Annotated in this window: 21 protein-coding genes and 1 pseudogene; 9 read left to right on the top strand and 13 right to left on the bottom strand. The window is 69.6% G+C overall.

Going from position 1 to position 15,088, the window contains the following annotated elements; all coding sequences use genetic code 11:
- On the top strand, window positions 1-246 hold a 246-nt coding region (locus DIZ27_RS33775; RefSeq protein WP_219933678.1), incomplete at its 5' end, for a hypothetical protein.
- A gap of 273 nt (window positions 247-519) precedes the next feature.
- Here DIZ27_RS33775 and DIZ27_RS33780 read toward each other — a convergent pair.
- Window positions 520-1,239, bottom strand: a complete 720-nt coding sequence (locus tag DIZ27_RS33780) for an IS6 family transposase (RefSeq protein ID WP_109382227.1) — start codon at window positions 1,237-1,239, stop codon at window positions 520-522.
- 62 nt (window positions 1,240-1,301) lie between these two features.
- Here DIZ27_RS33780 and DIZ27_RS48930 point away from each other — a divergent pair, with 62 nt between their 5' ends.
- Complete coding sequence (locus tag DIZ27_RS48930) at window positions 1,302-1,454, top strand: helix-turn-helix domain-containing protein (protein ID WP_375232034.1); 153 nt, start codon at window positions 1,302-1,304, stop codon at window positions 1,452-1,454.
- 381 nt (window positions 1,455-1,835) lie between these two features.
- On the opposite strand, the gene DIZ27_RS33785 is transcribed toward DIZ27_RS48930, so the two are convergent.
- Window positions 1,836-2,555: an IS6 family transposase gene (locus DIZ27_RS33785; RefSeq protein WP_109382228.1), complete on the bottom strand. Its 720-nt coding sequence runs from the start codon at window positions 2,553-2,555 to the stop codon at window positions 1,836-1,838.
- Window positions 2,556-2,611: 56 nt separating this feature from the next.
- Between DIZ27_RS33785 and DIZ27_RS33790 the strand changes: the two genes are divergently transcribed.
- On the top strand, window positions 2,612-2,803 hold the full coding sequence (locus DIZ27_RS33790; RefSeq protein ID WP_219933679.1) for a hypothetical protein: 192 nt from the start codon (window positions 2,612-2,614) through the stop codon (window positions 2,801-2,803).
- Window positions 2,804-2,839: 36 nt separating this feature from the next.
- Here the strand turns inward: DIZ27_RS33790 and DIZ27_RS33795 are convergent, their stop codons facing one another.
- The 3 genes from DIZ27_RS33795 to DIZ27_RS33805 all read right to left on the bottom strand — a co-directional run bounded on the left by DIZ27_RS33795 (window position 2,840) and on the right by DIZ27_RS33805 (window position 6,332).
- A complete protein-coding gene (locus tag DIZ27_RS33795; protein WP_109382229.1) occupies window positions 2,840-4,978 on the bottom strand; it encodes a serine/threonine-protein kinase in 2,139 nt (712 codons plus the stop codon).
- 413 nt (window positions 4,979-5,391) lie between these two features.
- Window positions 5,392-5,895: a lamin tail domain-containing protein gene (locus tag DIZ27_RS33800; protein ID WP_109382230.1), complete on the bottom strand. Its 504-nt coding sequence runs from the start codon at window positions 5,893-5,895 to the stop codon at window positions 5,392-5,394.
- A gap of 203 nt (window positions 5,896-6,098) precedes the next feature.
- A complete protein-coding gene (locus tag DIZ27_RS33805) occupies window positions 6,099-6,332 on the bottom strand; it encodes a DUF6207 family protein (RefSeq protein WP_109382231.1) in 234 nt (77 codons plus the stop codon).
- 347 nt (window positions 6,333-6,679) lie between these two features.
- Between DIZ27_RS33805 and DIZ27_RS33815 the strand changes: the two genes are divergently transcribed.
- Window positions 6,680-7,414, top strand: a complete 735-nt coding sequence (locus DIZ27_RS33815; protein WP_258308662.1) for an HNH endonuclease family protein — start codon at window positions 6,680-6,682, stop codon at window positions 7,412-7,414.
- 29 nt (window positions 7,415-7,443) lie between these two features.
- On the opposite strand, the gene DIZ27_RS33820 is transcribed toward DIZ27_RS33815, so the two are convergent.
- Complete coding sequence (locus tag DIZ27_RS33820) at window positions 7,444-7,806, bottom strand: hypothetical protein (RefSeq protein ID WP_258308663.1); 363 nt, start codon at window positions 7,804-7,806, stop codon at window positions 7,444-7,446.
- 278 nt (window positions 7,807-8,084) lie between these two features.
- Between DIZ27_RS33820 and DIZ27_RS33825 the strand changes: the two genes are divergently transcribed.
- Window positions 8,085-9,473 (top strand): IS1380 family transposase, encoded by a 1,389-nt coding sequence (locus DIZ27_RS33825; protein WP_109382234.1) that lies wholly within the window; start codon window positions 8,085-8,087, stop codon window positions 9,471-9,473.
- 148 nt (window positions 9,474-9,621) lie between these two features.
- Here DIZ27_RS33825 and DIZ27_RS33830 read toward each other — a convergent pair whose 3' ends face one another.
- Together DIZ27_RS33830 and DIZ27_RS33835 are read right to left on the bottom strand one after the other, a co-directional pair.
- Entirely contained in the window at window positions 9,622-10,281 is a 660-nt protein-coding gene (locus DIZ27_RS33830) for a nucleotidyl transferase AbiEii/AbiGii toxin family protein (RefSeq protein ID WP_109382235.1), read from the bottom strand.
- Entirely contained in the window at window positions 10,278-10,640 is a 363-nt protein-coding gene (locus DIZ27_RS33835; RefSeq protein WP_109382236.1) for a hypothetical protein, read from the bottom strand. Before DIZ27_RS33835 ends, DIZ27_RS33830 begins: the two co-directional genes overlap by 4 nt.
- Before the next feature lie 214 nt (window positions 10,641-10,854).
- On the opposite strand from DIZ27_RS33835, the gene DIZ27_RS33840 reads away from it, so the two are divergent.
- Both DIZ27_RS33840 and DIZ27_RS33845 read left to right on the top strand, forming a co-directional pair.
- Entirely contained in the window at window positions 10,855-11,058 is a 204-nt protein-coding gene (locus tag DIZ27_RS33840; RefSeq protein ID WP_181383816.1) for a hypothetical protein, read from the top strand.
- Window positions 11,059-11,111: 53 nt separating this feature from the next.
- Window positions 11,112-11,831 (top strand): IS6 family transposase, encoded by a 720-nt coding sequence (locus DIZ27_RS33845; RefSeq protein WP_109382237.1) that lies wholly within the window; start codon window positions 11,112-11,114, stop codon window positions 11,829-11,831.
- Here the strand turns inward: DIZ27_RS33845 and DIZ27_RS48935 are convergent.
- Complete coding sequence (locus DIZ27_RS48935) at window positions 11,797-12,228, bottom strand: hypothetical protein (RefSeq protein ID WP_375232033.1); 432 nt, start codon at window positions 12,226-12,228, stop codon at window positions 11,797-11,799. The genes DIZ27_RS33845 and DIZ27_RS48935 overlap by 35 nt on opposite strands.
- A 62-nt stretch (window positions 12,229-12,290) precedes the next feature.
- Here DIZ27_RS48935 and DIZ27_RS33850 point away from each other — a divergent pair, with 62 nt between their 5' ends.
- A complete protein-coding gene (locus DIZ27_RS33850; protein ID WP_109382238.1) occupies window positions 12,291-12,725 on the top strand; it encodes a ParA family protein in 435 nt (144 codons plus the stop codon).
- Window positions 12,726-12,830: 105 nt separating this feature from the next.
- Here DIZ27_RS33850 and DIZ27_RS47695 read toward each other — a convergent pair whose 3' ends face one another.
- The 3 genes and pseudogenes from DIZ27_RS47695 to DIZ27_RS33860 all read right to left on the bottom strand — a co-directional run.
- Window positions 12,831-12,953, bottom strand: a complete 123-nt coding sequence (locus DIZ27_RS47695; RefSeq protein WP_258308664.1) for a hypothetical protein — start codon at window positions 12,951-12,953, stop codon at window positions 12,831-12,833.
- Between the two features lie 66 nt (window positions 12,954-13,019).
- Window positions 13,020-13,739: an IS6 family transposase gene (locus tag DIZ27_RS33855; RefSeq protein ID WP_109382239.1), complete on the bottom strand. Its 720-nt coding sequence runs from the start codon at window positions 13,737-13,739 to the stop codon at window positions 13,020-13,022.
- 68 nt (window positions 13,740-13,807) lie between these two features.
- Window positions 13,808-14,360, bottom strand: a pseudogene (locus DIZ27_RS33860) (aconitase family protein); the annotation flags it as partial.
- Here DIZ27_RS33860 and DIZ27_RS45295 point away from each other — a divergent pair.
- Window positions 14,346-14,720: a hypothetical protein gene (locus tag DIZ27_RS45295; protein WP_181383824.1), complete on the top strand. Its 375-nt coding sequence runs from the start codon at window positions 14,346-14,348 to the stop codon at window positions 14,718-14,720. The pseudogene DIZ27_RS33860 and the gene DIZ27_RS45295 overlap by 15 nt on opposite strands.
- Here the strand turns inward: DIZ27_RS45295 and DIZ27_RS33865 are convergent.
- Window positions 14,711-14,944: a hypothetical protein gene (locus DIZ27_RS33865; RefSeq protein WP_109382240.1), complete on the bottom strand. Its 234-nt coding sequence runs from the start codon at window positions 14,942-14,944 to the stop codon at window positions 14,711-14,713. The two genes, DIZ27_RS45295 and DIZ27_RS33865, sit on opposite strands and share 10 nt — an antisense overlap.
- Window positions 14,945-15,088 lie beyond the last annotated feature (144 nt).

Genomic DNA, 15,088 nt, shown 5'->3' on the forward strand with positions numbered 1-15,088 from the left:
CGCTCCGCGTGCGTGTCCGGGCTCCCATTCGCCGTCCTCGCGGACGTCGAGAAGCACGGCAGTGGGCTCAAAGCCCACTGCGGCGACCCGGAGCACGCCGAGTCCTGCGACCGCACCCAAACACCCTGGCGTTCCACCGTGCCGGGTGAACTCGCCTGGACCGCGTACCGGGCCGAACGGCGTCGCCGCGGAGAGACCGGCGAAGAGCCCTGTGAGGCGTACCACCCGTTCCGCCAGGGCCGCTGACCGGGGCACCGAAGCATTCAGGAAACGAAACGCCGTGGCGGGCATCCCTGCCCGGATACTCCCCGGACCCCGTCGGCTCGCGGGCTGTTCGGGGCACGGCTGCTACAGGTCGAACTCCAGGTGCTCGATGTCCGTGAAGCGGACCTCCTCCAGCTGGCCGGCGCGGCGGCCGTTGTCCTGGAAGTAGGTCTCCTTGGGTGTTGTCACGTTGTTGGGTGCGTGACTGTCTGATGGTGCGTCGGAGCGTGTTGGGGCCCGGTTCGGGGCCTGTGCTCAGGCCGTGGTGGGCCGGCTGGCGGCGCCGGTGACCTGCTCCCAGATGGCGAAGCGGAGGGTCATCTCGGCTCGGTAAGCGGTGGCGGTCATCAGGTGGCGGCGGGGCCGGAAGTGGGGTGAGATGCCGCTGAACGCGGCCAGGAACCGCTGGGCCCCGCCGACCGAGCGGAAACCTTTCATGGCGCGTTCGCGCTGCCGGGTGGGCTGGTGACTGTTCTCGGCCCGGTTGTTCAGGCCTTTGTGCGAGCGGTGCTCGACCGAGGGCAGGACCTCGCGGTGGGCCGCGCCGTAGGAACGCAGCTTGTCGGTGATGACCACCCGCGGCACCGCACCGGTCCTCTTCAGCAGCCTGCGGAAGAAGCGCCTGGCCGCGGCCTTGTCCCGGCGGTTCTGCACGAGGATGTCCAGCACGTTGCCGTCCTGGTCCACGGCCCGCCACAGGTACTTCCGCTCTCCGTTGATCCTGACGAAGACCTCGTCCAGATGCCATTTATCCCCGGGCCGAGGTCGGCGGCGATGCAGTCCGTTGGCGTAGGCCTGCCCAAACTTGGCGCACCAGCGGCGGACCGTCTCGTGGGAGACGAACACGCCGCGCCCGGGCAGCAGCTCCTCGACCTCCCGGAACGACAGCGGGAAGCGGTGGTAGAGCCACACACAGTGGGAGATGATCTCCACCGGGTACCGGTGCCCCTTGTACGACGGTGGCGCGCTGTCCACGGACGATCCCTCCCCGGCATGACCAACCAGAAGATCATCCCACCTGGTCAGTCAACGTGACAGTGCCCTCTGTATCGGAAATATCCCGCAAGCTGGGCTACACGGATCCGGCTAGCTTCACGATGGCCTTCAAGCGGTGGAGGGGGATGCCTCCGACGGCGTTCAGGGAGGCTTCTCGCTACGGAGACAAGGAATCCTGGACATCAGCACACTGAACGGCCCCGCGGTTGCTGGTGATTACCTGCGGTGTCGGCGGTGCTGGTCGACAGCGATGGAGACGGGTCCGAGCGGGGCAGCGTAGGGCAGTGAGTCCGTGGCCCGGGTTCTGTGCTGGGAGATCACCGTCACGTTGGCGGGCAGGTCGGCCATGCGTCGCAGACCAGGGGCCGTTGCATGATCGCGATCGGTCCGGAACATCGGGCTGGTCTGGCCCTGGGGCGGACGTCCCGGTTCGGGCAGGGGGCAAACGCAGTGCAGGCACGGTCTCGGTGATCATGTGAGTGTCGAAGTCCCATGAACGGCGTTGTCACGTTGTTGGGTGCGTGACTGTCTGATGGTGTGTCGGGGCGTGGTGGGCCCGCGGCCCGGGCCGGTGGTCAGGCCGTGGTGGGCTGGCCGGCGACGCCAGTGACCTGCTCCCAGATGGCGAAGCGGAGGATCATCTCGGCTCGGTAGTCGGGTGCGGCCATCAGGTGGCGGCGGGGCCGGAAGTGCGGTGAGATGCCGCTGAACGCGGACAGAAACCGCTGGGCCCCGCCCACGCTGCGGAAGCCCTTCATCGCGCGTTCCCGCTGCCGGGTGGGCTGGTGGCTGTTCTCCGCCCGGTTGTTGAGGTACTTCGACTGCCGGTGCTCGACGGAGGGCATGACCTCGCGGTGGGCCGCGACGTAGGAGCGGAACCTGTCCGTGACGACCATCCGCGGCACCGCGCGCGTCTTCTTCATCAGGTGGCGGAAGAAGCGCCTGGCGGCGGCCTTGTCCCGGCGACTTTGCACGAGGATGTCCAGGACGTTGCCGTCCTGGTCGACGGCCCGCCACAGGTACTTCCGCTCTCCGTTGATCCTGACGAAGACCTCGTCCAGATGCCATTTATCCCCGGGCCGGGGCCGGCGGCGGCGCAGTCCGTTGGCGTAGGCCTGCCCGAACTTCGCACACCAGCGGCGGACGGTCTCATGGGAGACGAGCACGCCGCGCTGGAGCATCAGCTCCTCCACCTCGCGAAAGCTGAGCGGGAAGCGGAAGTACCGCCACACGCAGTGGGAGATCACCTCGATCGGGTACCGGTGCCCCTTGTACGACGGCGACGCGCTGTCCACGGACGGTCCCCCTCCACCATGACCAATCCGAAGATCATCCCACCCGGTCAGCCAACGTGACAGCACCCACCAACCGGCTGCTGCGGCAGTACCTCGCCAAGGGTGCGGACCTCCGCACGTTCCGCCAGGCCGACCTGGACGCCATCGCCCATGAGCTCAACCATCGTCCGCACAAGACCCACGGCTACCGCACTCCGGCAGAGGTCTACGCTGATCTCCTGAACAGCGTTGATGCGCCGACCGCTTGAACTGGCCATCCTCGAACGGGCACGTCTCTGCACCGCTCAGTCCGCGGTGCAGGTGCCCGAGCCGATGAATTCCGCCACGCCGCTGTTCCCCTGATAGACCGCCACCGACCAGCGGGTGTAGTTCCAGTTCTCGTTTCTGTCGTACTCGGCGGCCATCTCCTGGCAGACGGTCTTGGAGACGAGTTGCTGGAACTGGCTCTTCTGAGCGCGGCCCACGAGCGCACCCGGGTCGTCCCAGGCCCACACGTAGGCGGCCTTTTCAACGGGATCGAAGCCGAGACTGATGGAGTCGTCCCTGCCGAAGGGAATCAGGCCGTGCTGCCCGCCGGCGGCTCTGGTGTTCCAAGCTGTCCTGACGGCTTCGACGACGGTGTCCGCGACGCGGATTTCGGCCTTGTCGCTGCTCGGCATGGCGGCGGTCGCGAGACCGGCCTCGCCTCCCTGCCACTGTCCCGCGGTCTCCGGGAGGCAGCCGGCGGTCGCCTGCCCGAAGTCGAGGAAGGTCGGTTCCGTCTGGCCGTCGAAGTCCTTCCACAGGACGTAGTAGCGGCCGTAGGGCCAGGTGGTAGGGGCGCCCTCGAGGCGGTGGGCGAGGGCGGTGCAGGCGGCCATCGCCCCTGTCCTGCCGAACACCTCCTTGTAGTCGTCGGTCAGCGTGGAGATCGGGCCGCCGGTGACCATCACCGTCTGGGCCCGCCTGTTGAACGTGACGATGGGCTTCATGAAGTCCATGTCCTTCGTGGCGAGCATGGACGTCATGTCCTTCCGGATGGCCTCCTCGACGTCCTTCTCCTCCGGACCGGCCGCGGCTGTGCTCGCCCTCCACTCGTCGTAACTGGGCTGAGCGGGGTCGTCGGCCCGTGTGTAGGCGGGATCGGACACCCCGAGCAGCGGGTCCTTCGGGATGCCGACCGTACGGGGGTCGGCCGACGGCTTCGCCGTGCCGGTGCCCGATGGGGCAGGGCCGGTGCGCGGGGCGTTCGTCTCCCCGGGCGTGACCTGTGCGTCGGCGGCGTCGTGCGTGGTGTTCTCCGTGCCGGAGGGGAGGGCGAGGGCACCGCCGGCGATGCCGCCGACGACGGCCGCGGCCGCGAGGATCGCCGCGACCGTGCGTCTTCGGGAGCGCGTGGGCGGGAGGGGCCAGGCGGGGTCGTCCAGGGGCGGCATGTCCCACTGGGCCGTGACCAGTTCACCGACGCGGGTGGGTTCCAGTCCCGCGCCGTCTCCGAGGACCTGCGTGTCCTGCGAGGCGAGAAGCAACGCGCACTCCTCCGCCGCCGAGGCGGCGTTCGTCCGGTCGGCGGGCTCCTTCGCGAGGCACTTCTCCACGATCTCCCGCAACTTCCCGGGCATGCCGTCGAGGTCGGGCTCGCCCGACATGACGCGGAACGCGACCACGTCCGGAGCACCGGTGCCGAAGGGGAGACGGCCGGTGGCGGCGTAGGCAACCAGCGCACCCCAGGCGAACATGTCGCCCGCGGGCCCGGCGGTGCCGGTGCGGTAGTGCTCGGGGCTGATCCAGCCGGGGGTGCCGGTCATGACACCGGTCCGGGTGATGCTCGTGCCGTCGGTGGCGTGGGCGATGCCGAAGTCCAGGACGCGGGGGCAGGCGGGGGTGAGGAGGACGTTCTGCGGCTTGATGTCCCGGTGGACGACACCGGCCGCGTGGATGGCGGCCAGCGCCTGGGCGGTGCCGGCCGCGAAGGCGTACAGGGTTCCGCCCGTCAGCGGTCCGCGGTCGGCCAGGTGCTGGTTGAGGGTGGGGCCGGGGGCATAGGCGGTGGCCAGCCACGGAGGGCTCGCCTCAGGCTCGGCCGCGAGTAGCGGTATGAGGCACGGGCCCTGCACCCGGCGGGAGAGTTCCACCTCGCGGCGGAACCGGGCCCGGAAGTCGGCGTCCTCGGCCTGTGCGGAGTGGATCACCTTGACCGCGACCCGAAGCCCGTCGGGGGCGAGTCCGGCGTGAACGGTTCCCATGCCACCCGAGCCGAGCCGGCCGATGATCCGGTACGGGCCGATGCGTGAAGGGTCACCGGGGCGGGAGGCCTGGATCCGTCCGCCTGAGCCAGCAGTGCTCACAAGAAGTCCGTTTCGTCTTCGTACAAGTGGTTCGGTGGGCAGGGAAAAACCGGGGGCCGAGCGCGGGCCTGCTCCGGTTCCTGGCCCGCCTTCCATGGGGGCGAGGGGTCCGACGCGTCGTTCAGGGCTCCGGAACGGTCGGCGCGCCCCGTCCCGGCGGAACACCGCTCGGATCGGGGCGCGCCGGTCGATGGTGTCAGGCCTGGCCGGGATCGAGGCCGAGGGCGGTTTCGGTGTCCTGCCCGCCCCAGCCCTGCGGGGTGTATCGCACACGGCAGCCGGGGCAGCCGCCGTTGCTCGCCGCACGTCGGCATCCGCGACGGCCATGAGCGTGCTGGCCCAGGGGGTCTCGGCGCGGCGATGAGTTGCCGCCGGCTGTCATGCCGGCCACGGCGCCCGGGGCCGGCACGGCTTCCTGCTTCCTTCGGCCGGCTGCGGTGGTCCGGCAGGCATGGGGCCGGCCCCGGGAGTGATTGCCCGGCGGCCGGCCTCACCGGGGCGGTCCGCGGTCAGCCGTGGTAGGTGATGTAGCCGTTGCCGTCGCGGTCGTTGGCCTTCTTGGTGTAGGCRTGGACGTCGGCGCGGGCKCCGGAGGGCTTGKAGAAGTAGATGGTGTCCTTGTCGTTGTTCCAGATGAAGTTGCAGTTCTGGCGGTAGGCGACGTTCTTGGCGTCGGAGTCGGTGCCSCGGCCGCCGCGCAGGTGSACGTAGTCRCCGGGCTCGAGGGTGTGGCTGTTCTTGAAGGTGAACKTGTTGCCGGCGGCGTCCTTGACGACGTAGCCCTTCAGGTTCACYTTCGCCGTCTTCGAGTAGTTCTTGATCGTCAGGTACTCCTTGTGGGTGTTGCCACCCGAGCACTTGTTGGAGTCGCGTCCCGGGGCGTCGTACTGGATGCCCTTGATCTTCAGGGCCGAGGAGTACTCGGCGGCCTGCGCAGGATCGGCCGCGGCGAGGCTGAGCGCGGTGACGGCTGCGGCGGTTGCGGCGGCGGGCAGGGTGCGGCGGATGCGCATGAGGAATCCCCCCTCAGTGGTGCCAATAGAGCGACCCGGAGCATACCGAACAGGTGATGACCACGAGGGGGAGTGGTGAAGGACATGGGTGCCGAGGTGGTGAGGGGAGCGTTTGCCGCCCTTGCCGTCACCCGGCCTCCTCCTCGGCGCGGCGTCGGTTGCTTTGCTGGCCTGAGCTTTCCCCGCTGTGCGGGAGTGGCTGGTCAGCCGGATGTGGCGGGTGCCGATTCGGTGGTGGCGTCCTGGCGCAGGTTCAGGTAGCAGCGCAGCCGCACACCGGGCTGTTCCGGGTCGCGGGTGGTGCGGTCGGTGATGGCGGTGGCCCACCGGGAGGCCAGCGCCTGCTGGAAGGCGAAGGCGGTGCGGTCATCGGCGGCCGCGACGTCGACGACGACCAGCCCGGGCTCTGCCAGGTGCGTTGCGTGGATCGGTTCCATGCCTGGCAGTACGTCCCGGCACCGGCAGAGGTTCTGCGCTCGAGAGCGGGTTCACCCGACCGAGTCCAGGGCTGGCCTGATCCCGTCTGCCGGTGGGCGTCAGGCACGCGTGCTGAGGTGGCACACGGCCAGCCCCCCACTTCTTCTGCACCGGGGCCGTGCACCACTGGCACAGCGGGCTGCCGCCGCGGCCGTAGCGGTGGGTCCTGCGCCGGCAGGTGGCGCGCCAGCCGAACCCTGGCACACCGGATCCGGGCTACGGCCAGTACATATGACCTCCTGTCACCCATCGCGGCTGACCTGGGAGTATGAGGGGCTACCGCTGTCTCGCCTCCAGGAGCACGACCGTGACCCGTCGCCATCTCATACCGCTTGCCACCGCGCTCCTGGGCGTCTTGCTGGTGGGCTGCACCCCGCAAGTCATCGAAGACGACGCAAAGCCCGACTCCCCGAACTCCAGCGCGCTCCCCGGTAAGCCCGCACCCTCCGGCGCGCCAGGCGGGCTTGCCGAAGGTGGCCTGTTGCTCGCGGACGCCATCGCGAAGATCCCGGACGGGGTCGAGCAGCGGGACGGCTACGAGCGGGACAGCTTCAAGCACTGGGTCGACGAGGACGGCGACGGCTGCCCCACCCGGGCCGAGGTCCTGATCGAGGAGGCCACCACGAAGCCCGGGCAGGGGGAGCGGTGCGCGCTGAGCGGCGGGGTGTGGAGGTCGTACTACGACGAGGTCGAGGTCACCGAAGCGGGCAAGCTGGACATCGACCACGTGGTGCCGCTCGCCGAGGCGTGGGACAGCGGCGCCTACGCCTGGACGCCCGAGCGCCGCCAGGCCTACGCCAACGATCTCGGCGCCCAGCGCTCGCTGGTCGCGGTCACCGCGAAGACGAACCGTTCCAAGGCCGACAGGGACCCGGCCGCCTGGCTCCCGCCGGCCGAGAGTGCCTACTGCACCTACGCCGCGGACTGGACCGGAACCAAGCTGCGGTGGCAGCTGACCGCCGACGACAAGGAGCGGGCCGCGCTGGTCAAGCTCGCTGAGGCCTGTCTGGACACGGTCGTGGAGTACGAAGTTGCCCCGTGACCGCTGGGCTGTCGTGAGTGGACGTGGCTTCACAAGACCTCAAGATTGATGGCCAGACTCCCGTTGCAGAAGCGGACCCCGGGCTGAAGCCCTATGGAGTCCTCCGCCGAGAGGTGATCACCTTGCACCGGCGGTGCCGGGCCAGGAGCGTGCCGGGGGTGGCCGGGAAGACCGTGCGCCCAAGGCCGCCGGAGCAGCAGTGCGGCCAGCGCCGCGCGCCGGAACCGGTCGGCCGGCGCGTAGCGGGCCGGGCCGGCCGGCTGCCGGCGCGGCGCGGCGTGCTCGTGCCGCGGCACGAGTGGCGCGGCGTCCCTGGAGGTGTCGCGGCGCAACAGCACCGCCGGGACGGACAGCAGTTCCTGGGTCCCCTGGTACACCAGCGAAACGATCACGCAGAGAGGGTGCTGGCTGGCGCCGCGTGGCCGCCCGCGACGACCACTGGGACACCGTCCCCTGCCCGCCCGGCGGCAAGACCGTCCGGGCCGAGCCCCTCGCTGTCACGACCAGTGCGTGAGCACGCCGACGGAAAAGGGGTACGGCCTGCTGTCAGCCTGGATCCACCGATCGGTGATCGAGGCGGGACGAGGCTGACGCAGAGAGGTGCCCGCTGAGCTGGGAAGATGGGAGTTCCTACACTTCTATCCGGCCCAACCAGCAAGGCACCTCGTAAGTGAAATCCTCCCATAGCCGTGCGGCGGTCTTCGCCGCGTTCGATGATCCGAACCTGCTCGCTCATGGCGGGGTGGCCGCGGCGGTTCGCCTGGCCGAGCGGTGCGCCCTGCCAGAGCTGATGCGGGAGAAGGTGCGGCTGGCCGGGGCGGGCAACGGAGCCGGGGCCGCGCCGGACGCGAAGGCGATGTCGCTGGTCGCGGGCATGCTCGTGGGGGCGGACAGCATCGACGACGTGGGCGTGCTGCGGCACGGCGCGATGGCGAAGGCGTTCGCCGGGGTGCGGGCGCCGTCCACGCTGGGCAGCTTCCTGCGCGCTTTCACCTGGGGCCACGTACGTCAACTGGAGTCCGCAGCACGGGCGTTCACGTGCAACCTGGCCGAGCACTGCAGCCTGCTGCCGGGCGGCGACCAGGTCGTCTACCTGGACATCGACTCGAAGGTGAAGCAGGTCTACGGGGCCGCCAAGCAGGGCGCCGAGCACGGATACACCAAGGTCAAAGGCTTGCACTTCCAGCTCGTCACCGCCTCCACCCCGCTCGCGGCTCCGGTGATCGTGGCATCCCGCCTGCGCAAGGGCTCGGCCGGCTCCGCCAAGGGCGCCGCTCATCTGATCGCCGAGGCCCTGGCCCAGGTACGGGCGATGGGCGCCACCGGCATGGTCGTCGTCCGTGCCGACTCGGCGTTCTTCTCCCACAAGGTCGTGGCCGTCTGCCGCCGCGCGAAGGCGCGGTTCTCCCTGGCGGTCGCGCAACGCAAGAAGGTCCGCCAGGCCATCGCCGCGATCCCCGAGGACGCCTGGACGCCGGTCCAGTACCCCAAGGCGATCTGGGACGCCGACGAGCAGCGCTGGATCTCGGACGCGGAGGTCGCCGAGGTGGAGTACACCGCGTTCACCGGCAAGGCCAAGAAGTACCACACGACCGCTCGGCTGCTCATCCGCCGCGTCAAGCGCCTGAACGATGCCCATGTTCCGGACGGACAGGGCGAGTTGTTCAAGACCTGGCGCTTCCACGCGGTGTTCACCGACAGCCCCTTCGAACTGGTGGAGGCCGAGAAGTGCCACCGCGCGCACGCGATCGTGGAGCAGGTCTTCGCCGATCTTGAGGACTCGGCGCTCGGGCACCTGCCGTCGGGGAAGTTCACCGCGAACGCGGCCTGGCTCACCCTGGCCACGCTCGCGCACAACCTCACCCGCGCCCTGGGCGCCCTGGCCTCCGCTTTCCACGCCAGGGCCCGCACCGGCACCATCCGCCGCCACCTGATCGCCGTCCCGGCAAGGCTGGCCGTCCGTGGACGCACCCAGACCTTCCACTTGCCCGAGCGCTGGCCCTGGCAAGACGCCTTCGAGACGTTGTGGACGGCCGTCGGCTGCCGCCTGCGGACCTGACCCCTCGCCGCCCTGCCCGCCCGCGACCAAGGACCTCGGAGACCCCGCCACCGGGACGGCCACCCGGCGATCACCCACACCCACCAGCGGAAACCCGCGCCGGAATCAACCGGAAAAGCTCACCAGGATCCGCCCGGTGGATCCAGGGTCAGGCGTTCTCGTCGTGGATCCGCGCGCCCAGGTCCTCCGCCCACTCCAGCGCCCACGTTTTGAGTTCTTCGATCTGCCGGGAGGTGAGCCCGTACGCGGTGTAGTCCTCGTCCTCGTACCAGTCCGCACCGGTGAGCCGGTCCCGGAGGTCTTCGAGGCTGAACTCGTCGTGGGCGCGGCGGCGGCCCAGGGATTCGAGGTCGGCGGTGGAGCGGTGGCGGGAGGCGGCCTGGACGTCGATGAGGTCGCGGACGGTGCCGCGGTCGGCGAGGGCGCGGACCTTGGTGCCGATCACGTCGTCGAGGGAGAGGACGGGGCCGTAGGGGGTCTGGGCGGGCGGGGCCCAGAACGCCTCCTTGAGGACGTCGACCTCGCACTCCTCGCCGGTGTCCGAATCGGTGACGAGGAACCGGCCGCTGAGCGGGTCGGTCTGGACATGCGTGGTCCGCCATCCGCGCGCGCTGAGGCCTGCTGTGAGTGAGGCGACGATCTCGTCCATCGGGGCGGGGTTCTCGGTGGCGACGTCGAGGTCACGGCTGAAGCGCTCGACCAGGCCGTGAGCCTGCACGGCGTACCCGCCGGTGAGGACCAGAGGGTAGGGGGAGCCGAGGTCGAGGATGTCGGCGAGGAGACGCTCGTGGAGCGGAGTGAGCTTCACGCGGCGGTCGCATCGGTCGGAGCGGTGCGGGGCAGCTCGGGGAAGGCGTCCTCCCAGACCTCGCGGATGTAGGGGCTGACCAGGCGGCGCAGCACGGGCCACTGCTCGGCCAGCAGCCGGTGGTGCAGGAAGGTTGCCAGGTCCTCACGCAGGCCCTCGGCGAGGACGGTCCGGTAGAGCGTCATGCGGGACTTCGGGCGGTCCAGGCTGTAGCTCGTGCGCCCGGACCAGACGATGTGCAGCGGCAGGTCGACGGTGCCCTCGATGGGGCCGGCCAGCTCCTGCAGGCGCTCGGGCAGCCGGCTGCGGTAGCGGTGCCGCAGTACCTCGGCGCGGGGGGCGGTGATCGTCGCATCCATGTATCCAGTATCGCTGGTGCGGCTGCCACCCCTTCTCAGCGGGCGGCGGTCAAGAGGAGCGTGGCTCCGGCGAAAAGCGGGTGCGCAGGCGGAGGGCGTCCGAGCCATTGGAGTTCTCTGCGCCAGAGGAGGTGCTGGGATGGCGGGCACCCGTGGCGATGTCGTCCGCGGGGGTACGCGTGGAGGTCGAGGCGACACCCACCACCGAGGGATCATGCCCCTCGACTACGGCCAGGCCGTGCCCCTCGTCACCACCTGGGAGCAGCTGCGCGAGCGGGGCGAGGGCGTGACGGCGTGGCGGTGCCTGAGGCGCGACGGTGAACAGACGCTGACCGCCGCGCTCGACAACCCGACGGCGAGGTCCTCTACCGCCGCCAGACCGCCCGCGCCGACGCGGAAGAGGGCACTGTCACGTTGATTGACCGGGTGGGATGATCTTGGAGTTGATCGTGCCGGACAGGGGGATCGCTCGTGTCGTCCGCGTCGCCGTCGTACCAGGGGCACCGGTACCCGGTCGAGGTGATCTCCCACTGCGTGTGGCTGTACTTCCGCTTCCCGCTGTCGTTCCGCGAGGTCGAGGAGCTGATGCTCGAGCGCGGCGTGCTCGTCTCGTACGAGACGATCCGGCGCTGGTGCGCGAAGTTCGGGCAGGCCTACGCCAACGGCCTGCGCCGGAGGCGGCCCCGGCCCGGGGACACGTGGCATCTGGACGAGGTCTTCATCAGGATCAATGGAGAGCAGAAGTACCTGTGGCGGGCCGTCGACCAGGACGGCACCGTCCTCGACATCCTCGTGCAGAACCGGCGGGACACCGCTGCGGCCCGGCGGTTCTTCCGGCGCCTGCTGAAGACGACCCGCACGGTGCCGCGGGTGATCGTCACTGACAAGCTCCGCTCCTACGGCGCCGTCCACCGCCAGGTGATGCCCTCCGTGGAGCACCGCTCCCACAAAGGCCTGAACAACCGGGCCGAGAATTCCCACCAGCCGACGAGGCAGCGCGAACGCGCCATGAAGGGCTTCCGCAGTGTCGGCGCAGCCCAGCGGTTCCTGGCCGCGTTCAGCGGCATCTCCCCCCACTTCCGACCCCGCCGCCACCTGATGACCGCCGCCCACTACCGCGCCGAGATGACCGTCCGCTTCGCGATCTGGGATCAGGTCACCGGCGTCGCCGGCCTGTCTGCCGCGGCCTGAGCCCAGGGCCGGCACCCGGCCCCACCACACCTCGACACACCGTCAGATACCTGCACACCCAACAACGTGACAACGCCGAGCCGTGGGTGAGGCGGCCCTGGCGGCGGCCGCCGGTACGGGTGTAGGTGAAGGTGTCGCGTTCGGTGTCGTCGCTGAAGCGCAGCGGGCGGATGAGGCGGAGTCGCGTGCCGGGCTTGAGGTGCTTGCGGACGAGCGAGCTCGTCGCCTGAGAAGCGGCATCCTTGGCTTTGGCTGGGCCGTTCCCTCTTGAGCGTGAGGAGCAGTCCGGTAGAGTTGTCGCGGGCAGATCCGCGCCACGCCCGTTGTCCAGGTCCCCGCCCACGCCGTTGGGACCGCTTGAGGCCAAGAGTCCAGGACTCGCGCGCTCCATCGGCATGACGTGAACCCCTTCGTCGGCCGCGACGCGTGGGGCCGTTGGCCGGATGGAAGGAACACCTCATGACCCACCCCCGTGACCGCGAGCTCGACCGCAAGGTACGTCAGTACATGGCCGAGCACCCCGGCACCCGGTACGCCGCAGCCCGACGCGCTGTTGAGGAAGAACCCGCACCGCAGTTGGACGCGGAGCGTGCTGGTGACCAAGTGCCTTCAGAGGTTCTCGAGGCGGTGGCCCGCATGTATTCGGATCACCATCGCCCTCTCCCCGGCAAGACCACCACCTCTGTCGAGCTGGCCATGCTCTTCGCCCAGCGCTATCCCGGCGTGCGGATCATCGATGTCGACTCGTCGTCATCCCGTTCGGAGCCGAAGCGGCGGGACTACGACCCTGTCATCATCGACGCACCTCCATCCCTGGGTATCCCTATGGGTCCGGAGTGGGATGACGCTCTGCGTGCCCTCGACTCGGCTGGCGAAGAAGGCAGCAACCCGTAACGCCGTCCGTCGGGCGGAGACGGCCTCAGGAACGCCTCGGTCGATATCGCGGTGCCAGTGGCGGCACACCGTAGGAGTGCCGCCACTTCGTGTGCCGGGCGCCGGTCACTGCCCGGTGTTGGCCGAGTTCTCAGCCCGGATCATGCGGCGCAGGCTCTCCCGCGCACCCGCGAGATCGTCCTGGACCTCGTTGAGCTGTTCGGTCAGTCCCTTGACCGGCGTTGTCACGTTGTTGGGTGTGCAGGTATCTGACGGTGTGTCGAGGTGTGGTGGGGCCGGGTGCCGGCCCTGGGCTCAGGCCGCGGCAGACAGGCCGGCGACGCCGGTGACCTGATCCCAGATCGCGAAGCGGACGGTCATCTCGGCGCGGTAGTGGGCGGCGGTCATCAGGTGGCGGCGGGGCCGGAAGCGGGGTGAGATGCCGCTGAACGCGGCCAGGAACCGCTGGGCCCCGCCGACCGAGCGGAAACCTTTCATGGCGCGTTCGCGCTGCCTCGTCGGCTGGTGGGAATTCTCGGCCCGGTTGTTCAGGCCTTTGTGCGAGCGGTGCTCGACCGAGGGCATGACCTCGCGGTGGGCCGCGCCGTAGGAACGCAGCTTGTCGGTGATGACCACCCGCGGCACCGCACCGGCCCTCTTCAGCAGCCTGCGGAAGAAGCGCCTGGCCGCGGCCGTGTCCCGGCGGTTCTGCACGAGGATGTCCAGCACGTTGCCGTCGGCGTCCACGGCCCGCCACAGGTACTTCCGCTCTCCGTTGATCCTGACGAAGACCTCGTCCAGATGCCACTTATCGCCGGGCCGGGGTCGCCGACGGCGCAGGCCGTTCGCGTAGGCCTGCCCGAACTTCGCGCACCAGCGGCGGACCGTCTCGTGGGAGACGAGCACGCCGCGCTCGAGCAGCAGCTCCTCGACCTCCCGGAACGACAGCGGGAAGCGGTGGTAGAGCCACACACAGTGGGAGATGATCTCCACCGGGTACCGGTGCCCCTGGTACGACGGTGGCGCGCTGTCCACGGACGATCCCTCCCCGGCATGACCAACCAGAAGATCATCCCACCTGGTCAGTCAACGTGACAGTGCCCGGTCAGACCCGCCAGGCCCGGGCCGTGGTACTCCAGGATCCGGTTGACCGCCCCCTTGACGCCGTGCCGTCGCAACATCTCCAGCACCCGTCCTTGGCGCTCACCCACTCCGACAGGTGGCCGGTCAGGCGGATGCCCCAGATCTCCGGCATGGTCACGTGCAGGGGCCGTCCGGCCATGGAGAGCGCGACCTCCAGGCCACCGGTGCCCAACGCGAGCATGCCGAGCGACCCGGCAGCGCAGGTATGCGAGTCCGATCCGGCCAGCGTCTTGCCGGGAACGCCGAAGCGTTGCATATGGGYGGGGTGGGAGACACCGTTGCCGGGCTTGGAGTACCAGATGCCGAAGCGGCGGCAGGCGGAGCGCAGGAAGGCGTGGTCCTCGGCGTTGCGCTCGTCTGCCTGGAGCAGGTTGTGGTCGACGTACTGGACGCTGACCTCGGTACGGACCAGGTCCAGGCTGAGGGCCTCCAGTTCCTGCATCACCATGGTGCCGGTGGCGTCCTGAGTGAGAGTCTGGTCGATCCGCAGCCGACCTCGTGTCCTGGTTCCATCCGCCCGTCGACGAGATGGTCGACGATGAGCCGGTGCGCCAGCGTGCCGTGAGACCGCGTCACAAGGCCAGGGTGCGCGTGCTGCACCCTGGCGGCAAGCTGAAGGGCATGGCCCAGCAGCCGCCGGCAGTCGTCCAGGTCGCGGTGTGCCTGCCGCAGTGCCTCGCCGAGCCGGACACAGCGCACCGCATCTCACCCGGCTGCTCGCGCACCAGCAAGTGTTCGTGGCTTCGCCCTTACCGGTGCGGGTGCGCCGGACGGCGGACGGCGGACGGCGGGCTGACCCTACGGGTGACGAGTGAGGTCACCAACGCCTCCCTGTCGACGGCCACCGCGGGATCCGTCGTCCGTCAGGCGTGATCCACGAGTTGCGCGAAGCCCTTCTGGCGGGCGCAGTGCGCACAGCAGAAGTACTGCCCGTCCGCTTGCAGGCCGTGGCCGAGGATGCGGCACTGGCAGTTGTCGCAGACCGGTGCCATCTTCTGGGCGGCGCACTCGATGCTGTCGAAGGTGTGGACTGCTCCTGCGGCGTGCACTTCGAACGAGCTCTCGTAGTCGTTTTGGCAAACCTCGCACACGGCCATGAATGGTCAACTCCTCGTTGCTGCATGGACAAGCCGGAGTGCCTGCCTCGGCCTCACTGGAAGGTAGCGACAAGGCACGCAGCGCTTCGGGCGGCACGTCGGCCCGCGCCCGACCGGCATACCCGAAATCACTCTGCTGGGCGC

The sequence above is a fragment of the Streptomyces sp. NWU339 genome (genome assembly GCF_003143855.1).
In the GTDB taxonomy this organism is placed as follows: domain Bacteria; phylum Actinomycetota; class Actinomycetes; order Streptomycetales; family Streptomycetaceae; genus Streptomyces.